Here is a 14,376-nt window from a genome sequence, read left to right on the forward strand (position 1 = left end):
CCGCGTCCTCCCCCCGGCGCGGCCGGCTGGACGGCGGCGCTCATTGCGCCCCCAGGCTCGGGAACGGCCGCACCGGCTCGCTGCCGTCCCAGCTTTCCGCCGCTTCGCGGATCTGCCGGAACATGCGGCCCTTCGGGCCCGAGACCTCCGACAGCTCGATCACGGTGCCGGGATGGTATTCGGTATCGAAATAGATGAAACGGCCGCGCTCGCCGACCTCGCCGCTCATCTTGGGCTTGAAGCCCTGGGCCAGCAGGCGCCGCAGGTCGGCATCGTAGTCCTCGGTCCAGTAGGCCACGTGCTGCAGGCCGGTGCGGCCCGCCTGCTGGAAGTCGCGGTACATCGACGGCACGTCGTTGCGCGTCTGGATCAGCTCGACCTGCACATAGCCGGAGTTGGCCAGCGCCACCGAATTGTGCGGCTCGTACGGCTGGCCGTCGTAGCGATAATTCACGATCGGCACGCGCGGATTGTAGAACCAGGGGCCGACGCCCAGGGTCTTGCTCCAGTAGGCCATGGCGGCCTCGATGTCGGGCACCACATAGCCCAACTGGCGGATCTGGCCGAGGAATCGGCTCATGAAATGCTCCAGTGCGAGAAAAAAGCTCAGTTGTCGAGGAAACCGATGGAAATCCAGGGAATCGCCGCCACCAGGACCAGGCCGACCAGCAGCGCCGCCATGTAGCCCCAGATCGGGCGGATGCCCTCGTCCGGGTCGACCTTGCCGACCGCGCAGGCGCCGTAATAGCCCACGCCGAACGGCGGCGCGAACAGGCCCACCCCCATCGCCAGGATCACGACCATGGCGTACTGCACCTCGTGGATGCCCAGCTCGCGCGCGATGGGGAACATCAGCGGGCCGAACAGCACGATGGCCGGAATGCCTTCCAGCACGCTGCCCAGCACGATGAACGCCACCAGCGACACCGCCATGAAGGTGAACTTGCCTCCGGGCAGGCCGGCCATGGCTTCGGCCAGATCGTGCGCGAAGCCGGACTGGGTCAGGGCCCAGGCCATGGCCGTGGCGCAGCCGATGATGAACAGGATGGCGCCGGACAGGGTGGCGGTCTCGACCAGGATGCCGGGCAGCCGCGCGAAATCGAACTTGCGGTACAACAGCAGCCCGGCGACCACCGAATAGGCGATGCCGATGGTCGAGACCTCGGTGGCGGTCGCCACGCCCTCCACCACCGCCGCGCGGATCACGAACGGCAGCGCCAGCGCGGGCAGCGCCACGACGAAGGTCTTGCCGATCAGCTTGCGCGAGGGCCGCGGCACGGCGCTCAGGTCTTCGTGGCGGTAACGCCACCACACGATCACGCACAGCGCCAGCCCCAGCACCAGGCCGGGCAGCATGCCGCCGGTGAACAGCGCCGAGATCGATACGCCCGTCACCGAGCCGATGGTGATCAGCACGATGGACGGCGGAATGGTCTCGGTCTGCGCGCCAGTGGTCGAGAGCAGCGCGATCAGGTCGCCCGGCTTGGCGCCGCGCTGCTTCATTTCCGGCAGCAGCACCGGCGCGATGGCCGCCATGTCGGCCGTCTTGGAACCGGAAATGCCCGACACCAGGTACATGCCGCCGATCAGCACGTAGTTCAGCCCGCCGCGCACGTGGCCCAGCAGGCTGGACAGGAACTGCACCATGGCGCGCGCCATGCCGGTCATCTCGATCAGCATGCCCAGCAGCACGAACAGCGGCACCGCCAGCAGGATCAGGTGCGACATGCCCTCGTCCAGCCGCCCCACCATCACCAGCATGGGCGTGCGGGTGGTCAGCGCCAGGAAGCCGAACGTCGCCAGCGCGAACGAGAACGCGATCGGCACCCCGGCGAACACGCAGGCTCCCACCACGCCGGCAAAGAAGATCAGCAGGTTCAGCTTGCCCAGCGTCATCAGCCAGGGCCCGGCCAGCCAGAACAGCAGCGCGATCGCCACCGCGCTCAGCACGGCCGGCGCCACGTGCTGGGTGTGCTCGGTGCGCAGCAGCCGCACCCCGCACACCAGCAGCATCAGCAGCGTGCCCACCGGCAGCGCGGCGGCGCGCCAGGCGTTGCTGATCTCCATGGCGGGCGTGACGATGATCCGCTCTTCATAGGCGTACTCCCAGGCCGGGTGGATCAGCAGCACCAGGAACACCAGGGCGGCGGCCAGCGCGAAGGTCTCCAGGAAGGCGCGCGTCCGCGGGCCGCACTTGGTCACCACCGCCGTCATGCGCATGTGCGCGCCGCGCCGCAACGCGATCACCGCGCCCAGCATCGACAGCCACAGGAACAGGATCGAGGCCAGCTCGTCGGACCAGACGATGGGCTCATGGAACACATAGCGCGCCACCACGCCCGACAGCAACACGGCCACTTCCACCAGCACCAGCACGGCCGCCGGCCATTCGGACAGCACGCCGAGCGCGCGGTCCAGCCAGGCCAGCAGCCCCGTGTCCGCGCGCCGCCGCGCCGGCGCGGCCGGCGGCGCCCCGGCGGCCCAGACGGCGTCGGTTTCGTGGCCGGCCGTCATCAGGACACCTTGCCGACGGATTCTTCCAGCAGCGCCCAGGCCTCGGCGCCGAATTTTTCCTTCCACTCGGCGTAGAAGCCGGCCTTGCGCAACTGCTCGCGGAAGCTCTGCGCCTCGGCGGTATTGAACTGCATGCCCTTGGAGGACAGGTCGTCCTGCAGGGTGGTATTGAGCTTGACCAGGTCCTCGCGCTGCTGCAGGCCGGCTTCATTGAAGGCGCGCGCGTAGATGGTCTTCAGGTCGTCGGGCAGGCCGCGCCAGGCGCGGCCGTTGACCACCAGGTGGTAGCCGTCCCAGCTGTGGTTGGTGAGCGAGCAGTACTTCTGCACTTCGTACAGCTTGGCGGTCTGCACGATGGCCAGCGGGTTCTCCTGCGCGTCCACCACCTTGGTCTGCAAGGCGGAATACACCTCGCTGAATTGCAGGCTGGTGGGCGCGGCCGACAGCGACTTGAACAGCGAAATGCCCATCGGGCTGACCGGCACGCGGATCTTCATGCCGTCCAGGTCGGCCGCCGTGGCCACCGGGTGCGAGCTGCTGGTGATCTGGCGGAAGCCGTTGTTCCACATTTTCTCCAGCGTATACAGGCCGACCTTGGCGAACGCGGCGCGGATGCTGTTGCCCAGCTTGCCGTCGACCGCGTTCCAGACCTCCTGGTCGTTCGAGAACGCGAACCCCATGGCGGTGATCGCGCTGATCGGCGCCAGCGTGGCGATCACCATCGTGCCTGCGTTGAACATGTCGATGCCGCCGCTGCGCACTTGCGCCAGCATGTCGGTGTCGCCGCCCAGCTGGTTGTTGGGGAACACCCGCACTTCCATGCGGCCGTTGCTCTCCTGGGCGATGCGCGCGGCCGCTTCCTGCGCGCGCACGTTCAGCGGATGGCTGGTCGGCAGGTTGTTGCCGTACTTGAACACGTATTCAGGCGCGGCGGCGCCGGCCAGGCGCGGCGCGCCGATCATGGCGGCCAGCGGCAGGCCGGCCAGGGTGCGCAATGCGCTGCGGCGCGTGAAGGTCTTGTTCTGGTTCATGGCACTGTCTCCTGTGCTCGAGCTTTCCGGCTGTCGCCGGCGATGTTGGAAGTAGCCGGGCCGCCGGACCGGCCCGGGATCGTCTCAGTTGCAGCGGGCGTGCATGCCCCCGTCTACGAACAACTCCACGCCGTTGATGTAGCGCGCCTCGTCCGAGGCCAGGAACACCGCCGCATGGGCCACGTCCCAGCCATCGCCCATGCGGCCGGTGGGCGACAGCTTGTTGCGCGCCTCGACCATTTCCCGGGTGTTCTGGTAGAAACCGGATATCTGCTGGTAGATATGGGGCGTGTCCATCACGCCGGGCAGGATGCAGTTGGCCCGGATGCCCTTGGCCGCGTACTGCAACGCCACGCTCTGGGTAAAGGAATTCACCGCGCCCTTGGAGGCCGCGTAGGCGCAATAGGCATAGCCGGTCCAGCGCACCCCGCCGAGCGCGCCGATATTGACGATGGCGCCGCGCTGGCGCGCCTCCATGTGGGGCAGCACCGCCTTGCAGGTCAGGAACATGCTCTTGACATTGACCGTCATGACGCGGTCCCAGACGTCTTCGCCGGTCTCGACCGGCCCGCCCTGCGAGGTGATGCCCACATTGTTGTGCAGCACGTCAATCTGGCCGTAGCGCGACAGGGCCTGGTCGACCACGCGCTGGATGTCGGCGAAGCTGGTGACGTCGGCCTGCACGCCCACGGCCTCGTGGCCCTCGGCGCGGATGGCCGCCTCGGTCGCCAGCGCGGCCTCGCGCACCCGGTCCACCGCCACCACGCGGGCGCCCTGGCGGGCATACGCGGCCGCCGCGGCCTTGCCGTTGCCCCAGCCCTCGCCCACCGAGCCGGCGCCGAATACCAATGCCACCCGGCCGGCCAGCCTGCCTGTTGTCTCCATGTTTTTCCTTGTGTGCGCCCGCGGCGCTGCTGCGGATAGTTGCGTAGGATAGGGGCGGCGAGCGCAAACCCCAAGCCGGTTTTTTGATGGTTTTTGAGGTCCACCTCGGCGATGCGTGTAATGTATAGCCCGCACGTTTCCGCATGAAGGGAGACTTTCCGTGCCTCAAGCCTTACCCACGGTGATTGATATTGCGCGACTGGCGGGCGTCTCGCCGGCCACCGTCGACCGCGCGCTGCACCGCCGCCCCGGCGTACGCCAGGCCACGCTGCAGCGCGTGCTCAGGGCCGCCGCCGAACTGCAGTACCTGCCCCAGGCCGAGCTGTATGCCGCCATGGCGCCCCCGCCCATGCGGCTGCTGTTCATCCTGCCGGACCGCAGCAGCCGCTTCCTGTGGATGCTTGGGGAATGGGTGCGCCACTCGCAGGAACACTGGGCGCCCTTCAACGTCAGTTGCCGCGTGGCGCCGGTGGAAAGCTTCGATCCCGACGCGCTCACGCGCGTCCTGCTGCGGCGGGGCAAGCAGAGCGACGGCGTGGCCTTCATGGCGCTGGAGCACCCCAAGGTGCGCGAGGCGGTGGCGGAACTGGCCGACCGCGGCATCCCCAGCGTGACACTGGTGTCGGACCTCTCCCATTCGCGCCGCAGCGCCTATGTCGGCCTGGACAACCGCGCCGCGGGGCGCACCGCCGCCCACCTGATCGGCCGCTTCCTGGGCCGGGCGCGGCGCGCCAAGGTGGCGATGATCGCCGGCTCGCTCAGCTATCGCGCGCACGAAGAGCGCGAGGCCGGCTTCCTGCACCTGTTCGCCGAACAGTATCCGCACATCCGCGTGGTCGGGCTGCGCGAAGGCTACGACGACGCGCAGACCAACTACCGCCAGACCATCGCCCTACTGAAGGAACATCCCGACCTGGCCGCCATCTACAACATCGGCGGCGGCGCCGAAGGCATCGGCCAGGCCTTGAAAGAGTGCGGGCGCCAGCACGACGTCATCTTCATCGGCCACGGCCTGACGCCCGACACCCGCGGCCTGCTGATCGACGGCAGCATGGACGCGGTCATCAACCAGAGCCCGCTGACCACCATCCTGAACAGCATCCGCATCTTCACCAACCTGCGCGAACACCGCAGCGTGCTGTCCGGCGTCGAGGCGACCCGCACCGACGTAATCTTCCGGGAAAACCTGCCGTAGTGGCCGCGCTACGGCGCGGGCGCCATCGCGTCGAGCAGCGCCTCGGCCTGCGCCTTGGCGCGCTCGCGCGACTGGCGGTCCTCGTCGGGGCCGTAGATGGTCTTCTCGACGATCACCGAATGAATATCTTCCACGCCCACGAAGCGCAGCCATGCCTCGACATAGGGCTTCTGCAGGTCGAAGCGCCCGGCCGGCGTGAATGACGCGGCGCCGTAGTCCAGCCCGCGCGCGTACACGGCCAGCGCGCGCTTGCCGCGCAGCAGCCCCGCGAAGCCGCGCTGCGGATCGAACGAGAACAGGATGTCCTTCTGCGAGACCAGGTCGATGAAATGCTTGAGCTTATAGGGAATGCCGAAATTCCACAGCGGCACCGACAACACCAGGACATCGGCCTGGTGCAGACATGCCGCCAGTTCCCGCAAGATGGTCCAGGCCTGCTCCTGCGCCGGCGTCAGCGGCGTGCCGCTCAGGCCCGCGTACTTGGCATCCATCGCCTCCTGGCCGAACTCCGGCAGTTGGCATTGCCACAAGTCCAGTGTCCGCACCTCGGTACCGGGGTGGCGGGCGCGCCAGCGCTCGATGAAATGGACCGCGACTTCCGTCGAGGCGGAGCGCTGCGAGCGCGGAGAGGCAACGAGGTGCAGCAGGCGGGGCATGGCGGCTCCTTCGAGAACATGACGCCATGGATTGCAGCACATCTCAGTTCAGAATATAAATCGATTATTTTCTCTCTATTCATCTTGAATCGATATATATGCTGGATCCCCTCCTGCTGCGCAGTTTTGTCGCCATCGTCGACGAGGGCGGGTTCGGCAAGGCCGCGTCCCGCCTGCACCTGACCCAATCGGCCATCAGCGGCCATCTGCGCCGGCTGGAAACGCAACTGGGCAAGCCCCTGCTGGCGCGCACCACGCGCTCGCTGGAACTGACTCCCGACGGGGAACGCCTGATCACCTATGCCCGCGCCATCCTGGCGCTCGGGCGCGACGCGCTGGCCGAATTCACCCGCACGCCTTTTCGCGGCCGCGTGCGTATCGGCCTGTCCGAAGACTTCGCCAACGTCGCCATGCTTGGCGTGCTGCACCGTTTCGCGGCCCGCCACGAAACGGTCGAGATCGAGATCCAGGTCGGCATCCCCGGCGCCCTGCTGCCCATGATGAAGCGCGGCGAACTGGAGATGGTCATCGGCGCGCATTGCGAGACACAGGAAGGCGGCCGCATGCTGTGGCGCGAGCCGCTGGTGTGGGCCTGCTCCGCGCAGGCCGGCGTGACGCTGCCGCGTCCGTTGCCGCTGGCGCTGTTCCCCGAGCCCTGCCCTTACCGCGAGGCGGCGCTCGCCAGACTGGCGCAGGCCGGCATCGCCGCCCGCATCGCCATGGCCTGCAGCAGCAACGCCAGCCTGGCGGCCGCCGTACTGGCGGGCTTGGCCGTCGCGCCCATGGCGGCCAGCCAGCTGGTCCCGGGCATCGTCGCCGTGCCCGCAGAGCGCGGGCTGCCCGCCCTGCCCGACGCCGAATTCAGCCTGTTCATGTCGCGGCGCGCCGACCCGGCCCTGGGGCAGGCACTGACCGCGGCAGTCCTGGAAGGCGCCGCGACCCGGCCATTGCACAGCCCCGCCTAGCGTGGCCAGGCCCTAGTCCGGCGCCTGCGCCAGGCGGCGCGCCAGCGCGGCGGCATCGTCCAGCGTGGCCACCGCCTCGTGGGCGATGCCGAACGCCTTGGTGGCCATGCGGCCCTGCTCGATCGCCTCCGCGCGGCGCGCCGGATCGGCATCGACCGTGGCCAGGGCCCGGCACACCTGCGCCAGGGCCGCCTTGTTCTGCTTGAGCCACATGGCGCGATCACGGCGGTCTTCGTGCGCCTCGCCGTCGGGCGTGCCGGCGAACGCCACGACGAACGGCGCCGCGTGCGCGATCAGGGCGGCCATCTCCGCCGCCCATTGGCCGGCGTAGCCGGGCGCCGCCGCGTCGTTGCGGAACACGCAGAGCGGAAAGCGCGAGATATCGTGGATGGTGAATTGATCGGTATCGAGCATGGCAGCATCGCAGTCGGACAACGTGGCGACAGCTTACGCCGCTGGCCGCGCGCCGGCTCGCGCTGGAATGCCAATCGATGGCTGGAAAATGCCATTGCGGCGCGCCGTGCGGCTCAGCCTTCCTGCAGGGGCACGTGCGGCAGGAAGGCGCCCGCCACCTCGAAGGCGCATTCGCGGCGCGCGATGTCGATCACCGTGGCCACCACCGGATTGACCAGGCTCTTCTTGTAGACCGCGTAGTAGTTGATGGTGGGCAGGTCCGGTCGGACATCCAGCTGGCGCAGCACGCCCCGCTCGACCAGCGGCGCGAAGTAGGCGCCCGGCAGGTAGCCGATGCCCAGGCCCAGCATGGTCAGCTGCGCCATCATGCCCAGGCTGTTGCACGTCAGCACGCGCTTGACCGAAAGCCCCTGCTCGGCGAACCAGGCGTCGTACAGGTGCGAAAGGGCGGAATTGGTCGGCTGCGAAATCACCGGATACGGCGCCAGGTCCTGCGGCGTCAGGCGTCCCGACGCGGCGATGTCCAGCCGCGGGCTGGCCATCCAGACATTGGTCACCGCGCCCAGGTGCACGCAATCGTATTGGTAGCCCCAGAACGGGCCGGGCATGATGGCCAGGTCGAGCTGGTCGCGCTCCAGGCGCTCATACAGGGTGATCCCGCCGTCGATCTCCGGCATGAGCTGCACCCTCGGATAGCGCCGGCTGATCTGGCTGATGAGCCGGGCCAGCCAGGTCATGCCCACCAGCTCGGTGGCGCCCATCCGCACGACGCCCTCGACGCTGGCCGCATCGGCCATGCTTTGCACGATGCGGCTGTTCAGCTCGAGCATCTGGCGGGCCAGCTCGAACAGCTTGCGGCCATGCTGCGTCAGCGTCAGCCGCTTGGCCCGTCGCTCGAACAGCGGCGCGCCGGTGAACGATTCGAGCTCGCCCACCCGCTTGGCGATGGCGGACTGCGTCGTGTGCAGCTTCTTGGACGAAGCGCTGAAGCTGCCCGACTGGGCGCTCCAGTAGAAGGCTTCGAGCTGCTTCAAGGTGTACATCGCGGTCGGGGCAAGGCGTCGGGGAACCGACACCATACCACCCGCGGCCGGGCCGCCGCTCATCCGCGCGGATGCAGGATGTCGCTGAGGAAGCGCTGGGCCCGGGGGTGCCGCGGCGCGCTGAAGAAATGCTGCGGCTCGCCGGTCTCGAGGATCTCGCCGGCGTCCATGAAGATGACCCGGTCGCAGACATCGCGGGCGAACCCCATTTCATGGGTCACGCACACCATGGTCATGCCGTCCCGGGCCAGCGACTTCATTACCTGCAGGACCTCGCCCACCATCTCCGGGTCGAGGGCGCTGGTGGGCTCGTCGAACAGCATGACCGGCGGCTGCAGCGCCAGCGCGCGGGCAATGGCCACGCGCTGCTGCTGCCCGCCCGAGAGCGAACCCGGGTAGGCGTCGATCTTGTGCTCCAGGCCGACCCGCTGCAGCAACGAGCGGGCAAGCTCGGCCGCCTCCTTGCGGGACCGCTTCAGGATGTTCACGGGCGCGAAGACGACATTGTCCAGGACGCTCATGTGCGGGAACAGGTTGAATTGCTGGAACACGAAGCCGATCTTCTGCCGCAGCTGGTTGAGGTTCAGTCCCCGACTGTAGATGTCCTGGCCGTCGACCCGGATGCGGCCCTTCTCGATGGGCTCGAGCCGGTTGATCGTGCGGATCAGGGTCGACTTGCCCGACCCGGACGGGCCGCACACCACCACCACCTCGCCGCGTGCCACTGTCAGGTCCACATCCTTGAGCACATGGTGCGCCCCATACCACTTGTTTACTTTTTCGAGCTCTATCATGAAACGCCTTCCATTCATTAAGCCATGGCGCGGGCGCGCCGCATCCGCCGGTCCAGCCAGTTCACGCCGCGGCTGAGGCTGAAACACACCAGGAAATAGATGATCGCCAGGATGCCGAATACCTGCAGGGGCTTGGTCAGCACCAGGTTATTGACCTGGTTCGCGGCGAACGTCAGTTCGTTCACGCTGATCACATAACCCAGCGAGGTTTCCTTGATGGTGGAAACGAACTGGCTGGTCATGCTGGGCAGCACGTTGACCAGCGCCTGCGGCAGCACCACCTTGCGCATGGTGGTCCAATAGCCCACCCCCAGCGAACGCGCCGCTTCGGTCTGGCCACGCGGGATCGCCTCGATGCCCGAGCGGATCACCTCGGACAAGTAGGCGCTTTCATAGACGACCAGGGCGCAGATCAGCGTCCAGAAGCCGCTCACCGCTTCGCCGGTCAGCTTGGGCACCACGAAGTAGGCCCAGAAAATCAGCATCAGCAGGGGCATGCCGCGCACCACGTTGACCAGCAGCGCGCTGGCGCGCCGCAACCAGCCGAACGCGCTGACGCGCGCCAGCGCGATCGCCAGGGCCAGGGGCAGCGACAACAACAGCCCGCAGGCGGCCAGGATCAGCGTCAGCGCCAGTCCGCCGAGCGGCCCGTGCGGATACTGCCCTACCAGCAGCGTGGGCCAGTACTGGGCAAGCACATCAAGCATGGCGGCCTCCGCGGTGATAGCGCGCATAGATGTGCGAACCGATGAACATGATGCAGAACGATCCCGCCAGGTACATCGCGGTGGCCAGGCCGAAGGTCGTGAACGTCCGGTAAGTCTCGTTCTCGATCTCGCGGGCCTGGTAGGTCAGCTCGACCACGCCGATCGCCATGGCCACGCTGGTGTTCTTGAACAGCAGCAGGGCGCGGCCGATCAGCGGCGGAATCGCGGCGCGCAGCGCCTGCGGCACGATCACGAAGCGCATGCATTGCAGATAGCTGGCGCCCAGCGCGCGCGCCGCCTCGAACTGCGTTCCGGGGATGGCGCGCAGGCCGCTGCGTATGTCCTCCGCGATATAGGCGGCGGAGCCGAGCGCCAGGGCGATGGCGGCCAGCGACAGCTCCGCGTTGTGCTCGTACAGCCAGCCGCGCACGCCTTCGGGCAGCAGCTCCGGCATGCCGAAGTACCAGAACAGCACCTGCACCAGCAACGGCACATTGCGGTGGTACTCCACATAGGCATCGACCAGCCAGCGACACGGCGCGAGATCGGTCGTGCGCACCACGACCAGCAGCACCGCGATGGAAAAGGCCATTACCCAGGCAACCAGGAACAGCTGCACGGTCGTAACCATGCCATCGAGCAACTGGTGTAAGTAGATCGGTTCGAGAAAACCCATGGAAAGAATGTCTCCTTAGGCGCGGACGCCGTCCGGCCGGGTCCGGTTTGCCAGCGGCGCGCCCGGCCGGTAACGCCCACGCCGACGCGGGCCGCCGAGGGCGGCCCGCTACCGGCAATGACGGCGGTCAGCCCGCGATCGGGCCAATCTTGAAATCGCGCTTGAGCTTGTACGGCGTTTCCGGTCCGAACCACTTGTCGAACAGTTGCGCGGCCGCGCCCGAGGCCTCGGCCTCGTCCAGCGCCTGGTTCACCGCCTGCAGGAAGCGCGTTTCGGACTGCCGCACGCCCAGGCCCCAGGCTTCGCTGAAGACCGGTTCCTCGATCACGCTGACCGGCGCGGTCGGCGGGCTTTGCAGCACCAGCCGGGCCAGCACCAGCTCGGAGGCGAACTGCGCATCGACTTTCTTCTGCTGCAGCGCCAGGTACGCGGCCGAGCTGTCGGCGAAGCCCAGCACGCGCGACTTGTCGAGAATGCGCTTGATCTCCCGCTCGGAACTCGAGCCTTTGGTCGCCGCGATGCGACGCCCGTTCAGCGCCTCGATAGTGGTCAGGCCGGAATCCTTGCGCACCAGGAGCTTCTGCGGGCTGACATAGTAGGCGTGGCTGAAGCCGATCTGCTGCGCCCGCTCGGGCGAGTAGCCGAGGTTGGCGGCCAGGATGTCGACGCGCCCTTCGTTCAGTTCCGGCACGCGCGCGGCGACCGACAGCATCTTGTACTGCACCTTGACGCCCAGCTTGTCGGCCACCAGCTTGCAGACGTCCACGTCGTAGCCGACCAGTTGACGGCTATCGTCCTGGAAGCTGAACGGCTGCGAAGTGCCCAGGGTGCCGCACAGCAGTTCGCCCTTGGCCTTGATGTCGTCGAGCTGGTCGGCCTGGGCCGCGCCGGCGAAGGTGGCGGCCGCCACGAAGGCGGCCAGGATGGTGTTGCGTATCATCGTTATCCCCTTTTCGGTGGTGGTGGTGAAAGAAGCGCGGCACCGTCCGCGCTCAGGACAATTTCTCGCAAGCCTGGCGGATCGCCGCGCACCCTTGCCGGATGTCCGCAAGCGACGCGGCGAACGACAGCCGGAAAGTGCCAGGCGCGCCATAGGCGCTGCCGTCGATGACCGCCACGCCCGCTTCGCGCAGCAGATAGTGGGTCAGGTCGGTATCGGTGCGGATCTCGTCGCCGGCCGGGGTGCGCTTGCCCAGCAACTGGCGGCAGTCGGGAAACACATAGAAAGCGCCCTGCGGCTCGACGACCTGCAGGCCTGGCGTGCCGGCCAGCTCCGCCAGGGCGGCGTCGCGGCGCTGGCGGAATATCGCGGCAAACTCGGCCACGCAGTCCTGCGGGCCCGCCAGCGCTTCCAGCGCGGCGGCCTGGCTCACCGACGACGCGCCCGAGGTGCTCTGCGATTGCAGGATCGCCATCGCCTGGATCAGCGCCGCGGGACCGGCGCCATAGCCGATGCGCCAGCCCGTCATGGCATAGGCCTTGGATACGCCATTGACCACCAGGGCGCGCTCGGCCAGTTCCGGCGCGGCCTGCAAGGGGTGCACCGTGGGGCTGTCCGTGAAGTTCAGCCGCGCATAAATATCGTCGGTCATCAGCCAGACGTGCGGATGGCGCGCCAGCACGTCGGCCAGCGCCCGCAGCTCGTCGCGGCTGTAGATGGCCCCGGTGGGATTGCTCGGCGCATTCAGCAGCAGCCACTTGGTGCGCGGCGTGATGGCGCGTTCCAGCGCGTCGGCGGTCAGTTTGTAAGACGACGCGGGCGAGCTCGCCACCGGTACCGGCACGCCCCCATTGACGAGCACCATGTCCGGGTACGACACCCAGTACGGCGCCGGGATGATCACTTCATCGCCGTCATTCAGCGAGGCTGCCAGGCCATTGAAGATCACCTGCTTGGCGCCGGTGCTGACGATGATGCGGGCCACCGGATAATCGACCCCCGTTTCCTCCAGCAACCGCGCGCGCGCCGCCTGGCGCAGCGCCGCGGTGCCCTGGGCCGGCGGGTACTTGGTCTCGCCGCGCTCCATGGCGGCCACGGCGGCCTGGCGGATGTGCGCCGGCGTCGGGAAATCCGGCTCGCCCACCGTCAGGTCGATGATGCGGCGCCCCTGCTCGCGCAGTTCGGCGATGATCGCGCGGGCCGCCACGCTGGGCGACAGCTTGATGCGCTTGATCTTGTCGGCGACGATGCTCATTGGGCCGCCCCCGCTTTTTCCGCGATGATCCGGTCGACCCACGGCTTGGCATAGGTGCCCGCGCGCAGCTTCTCCTTGATGGCGGCCTCGTCCGCCTCTTTCTTGAGCGCGAGCGCCAGCACGGCTTCGGCGTGCTGCGCGGGAACGATCACCACGCCGTCGGCATCGCCCACCACCACGTCGCCGGCGCAGGCCACCTGGCCGCCCACCGCGACCGGCACATTGATCTCGCCCGGGCCTTCCTTGTAGGGCCCGCGATGCGTCACGCCGCGCGCAAAGCAGCCGAACGGCTCCTGCGCGAATACATCGGCGTCGCGCACGGCGCCGTCGATCACGAAGCCGGCCACGCCGCGCGCCCGCGCGTCCATCATCATCAACTCGCCGACCAGGGCGTTGCAGGTATCGCCGCCGCCATCCACCACGATCACATCGTCCGCGCCGGCCAGCGCAATGGCCTTGTGGATCATCAGGTTGTCGCCCGGCCGCGTCTTGACCGTCAGGGCGCGGCCCACCATCCGGCGCGCCCCGGCGTGCAGCGGGCGCAGCCCGTTGACGCCGTACAGGCGATTCATGCAGTCGCTGATCTGGGCGGCGCCGACGGCGGCGAAACCGGTCAGCACCTCGGCGGCAACGGCCGGGTCGGGCCGGGAAAGAATGCGGAATCCAATGAGGCTCATGGGCAGGCAATCAATGCGTGAATGACGGGAAAAAGACCAGCCCGCATTACAAGCCCGATGCCGCCAATCCTCAAAACGATATAAATTCCAACCTATTCACGAAATTTTTTCCTGCATGCGGCGCCGCGCGGCGGCCGCCTGGCCGTGATGCGTGGCGCTCGGCAGCGGCGGGCGGGCGATTTATGGATAGCGGTCACGCGCCGATCCGCGTGTTGTGCAAGGCCCGGATGCGCCAGCCGCGGGCCTCCCGGACCAGCACCAGCGTCAGCAGGCCGCGCCGGTCCTCGGGCGCCTGCCCCGCTTCGGCAAAGCCGGCCCATCGCCAGCTGGCATGAGCCAGCGCCACTTCGCCGGACAGGCAGTCCAGCTCCTCCAGCCGCAGCCGGTAGTTCGGCATCTGCGCGGCGACCGCGGCCGGCGCGGCGCGGTGCCCGGCCACGTTCTCGGCGCGCGTCTTCCACCACACGCCCCGCCAGGTGATGAAATCGGCGTCGGGGGTAAACAGCTCGCCCCAGCGTTCGAAGTCGCGCGCGTGCCAGGCCTGCTCGAAATCCCCCATGAGCGCGCGCCGCCTCGATGTCCGCGCGTGTGGTTGCCATTGTCTTGCTCCTTTCCCGTCTGCTT

Annotated in this window: 16 protein-coding genes; 2 read left to right on the forward strand and 14 right to left on the reverse strand. The window is 68.0% G+C overall.

Annotated features, from left to right (window positions below; genetic code table 11):
* Positions 1–40: 40 nt before the first annotated feature.
* The 4 genes from CAL24_RS19060 to CAL24_RS19075 all read right to left on the reverse strand — a co-directional run bounded on the left by CAL24_RS19060 (position 41) and on the right by CAL24_RS19075 (position 4,430).
* Complete coding sequence (locus CAL24_RS19060; RefSeq protein WP_028352608.1) at positions 41–580, reverse strand: VOC family protein; 540 nt, start codon at positions 578–580, stop codon at positions 41–43.
* A 26-nt stretch (positions 581–606) separates the two neighbouring features.
* Positions 607–2,514: a TRAP transporter large permease subunit gene (locus CAL24_RS19065; protein WP_094807598.1), complete on the reverse strand. Its 1,908-nt coding sequence runs from the start codon at positions 2,512–2,514 to the stop codon at positions 607–609.
* Positions 2,514–3,545 (reverse strand): TRAP transporter substrate-binding protein, encoded by a 1,032-nt coding sequence (locus tag CAL24_RS19070; protein ID WP_094807599.1) that lies wholly within the window; start codon positions 3,543–3,545, stop codon positions 2,514–2,516. The genes CAL24_RS19065 and CAL24_RS19070 overlap by 1 nt, the downstream gene beginning before the upstream one ends.
* 84 nt (positions 3,546–3,629) lie before the next feature.
* Positions 3,630–4,430 carry an SDR family NAD(P)-dependent oxidoreductase gene (locus CAL24_RS19075; protein ID WP_094807600.1) on the reverse strand — a complete coding sequence of 267 codons (801 nt, stop codon included), beginning with the start codon at positions 4,428–4,430 and terminating at the stop codon, positions 3,630–3,632.
* Positions 4,431–4,590: 160 nt separating this feature from the next.
* On the opposite strand from CAL24_RS19075, the gene CAL24_RS19080 reads away from it, so the two are divergent.
* Positions 4,591–5,625, forward strand: coding sequence for a LacI family DNA-binding transcriptional regulator (locus CAL24_RS19080; RefSeq protein WP_028352612.1), 1,035 nt, complete (start codon positions 4,591–4,593; stop codon positions 5,623–5,625).
* 8 nt (positions 5,626–5,633) lie between these two features.
* Here CAL24_RS19080 and CAL24_RS19085 read toward each other — a convergent pair whose 3' ends face one another.
* Positions 5,634–6,281, reverse strand: coding sequence for an FMN-dependent NADH-azoreductase (locus tag CAL24_RS19085; RefSeq protein WP_094807601.1), 648 nt, complete (start codon positions 6,279–6,281; stop codon positions 5,634–5,636).
* Positions 6,282–6,379: 98 nt separating this feature from the next.
* Between CAL24_RS19085 and CAL24_RS19090 the strand changes: the two genes are divergently transcribed.
* Positions 6,380–7,246 (forward strand): LysR family transcriptional regulator, encoded by an 867-nt coding sequence (locus tag CAL24_RS19090; RefSeq protein WP_094807602.1) that lies wholly within the window; start codon positions 6,380–6,382, stop codon positions 7,244–7,246.
* 12 nt (positions 7,247–7,258) lie between these two features.
* On the opposite strand, the gene CAL24_RS19095 is transcribed toward CAL24_RS19090, so the two are convergent.
* The 9 genes from CAL24_RS19095 to CAL24_RS19135 all read right to left on the reverse strand — a co-directional run bounded on the left by CAL24_RS19095 (position 7,259) and on the right by CAL24_RS19135 (position 14,311).
* Complete coding sequence (locus CAL24_RS19095; RefSeq protein WP_094807603.1) at positions 7,259–7,660, reverse strand: hypothetical protein; 402 nt, start codon at positions 7,658–7,660, stop codon at positions 7,259–7,261.
* A 113-nt stretch (positions 7,661–7,773) separates the two neighbouring features.
* A complete protein-coding gene (locus tag CAL24_RS19100; protein ID WP_170947126.1) occupies positions 7,774–8,703 on the reverse strand; it encodes a LysR family transcriptional regulator in 930 nt (309 codons plus the stop codon).
* 59 nt (positions 8,704–8,762) lie between these two features.
* Positions 8,763–9,497, reverse strand: coding sequence for an amino acid ABC transporter ATP-binding protein (locus tag CAL24_RS19105; RefSeq protein WP_094807605.1), 735 nt, complete (start codon positions 9,495–9,497; stop codon positions 8,763–8,765).
* A gap of 17 nt (positions 9,498–9,514) precedes the next feature.
* The gene (locus tag CAL24_RS19110; RefSeq protein WP_094807849.1) at positions 9,515–10,204 is read right to left on the reverse strand and encodes an amino acid ABC transporter permease; all 690 of its coding nucleotides are present in this window, start codon (positions 10,202–10,204) and stop codon (positions 9,515–9,517) included.
* Complete coding sequence (locus CAL24_RS19115; protein WP_094807606.1) at positions 10,197–10,880, reverse strand: amino acid ABC transporter permease; 684 nt, start codon at positions 10,878–10,880, stop codon at positions 10,197–10,199. Before CAL24_RS19115 ends, CAL24_RS19110 begins: the two co-directional genes overlap by 8 nt.
* Positions 10,881–11,007: 127 nt before the next feature.
* Complete coding sequence (locus CAL24_RS19120; RefSeq protein WP_094807607.1) at positions 11,008–11,820, reverse strand: ABC transporter substrate-binding protein; 813 nt, start codon at positions 11,818–11,820, stop codon at positions 11,008–11,010.
* A gap of 52 nt (positions 11,821–11,872) precedes the next feature.
* A complete protein-coding gene (locus CAL24_RS19125) occupies positions 11,873–13,075 on the reverse strand; it encodes an aminotransferase class I/II-fold pyridoxal phosphate-dependent enzyme (protein ID WP_094807608.1) in 1,203 nt (400 codons plus the stop codon).
* Positions 13,072–13,752 (reverse strand): RraA family protein, encoded by a 681-nt coding sequence (locus tag CAL24_RS19130; RefSeq protein ID WP_094807609.1) that lies wholly within the window; start codon positions 13,750–13,752, stop codon positions 13,072–13,074. Before CAL24_RS19130 ends, CAL24_RS19125 begins: the two co-directional genes overlap by 4 nt.
* Before the next feature lie 193 nt (positions 13,753–13,945).
* On the reverse strand, positions 13,946–14,311 hold the full coding sequence (locus CAL24_RS19135; RefSeq protein WP_170947127.1) for a YybH family protein: 366 nt from the start codon (positions 14,309–14,311) through the stop codon (positions 13,946–13,948).
* Positions 14,312–14,376: the final 65 nt, after the last annotated feature.

This window comes from Bordetella genomosp. 2 (assembly GCF_002261345.1).
Classification (GTDB): Bacteria; Pseudomonadota; Gammaproteobacteria; order Burkholderiales; family Burkholderiaceae_B; genus Bordetella_A.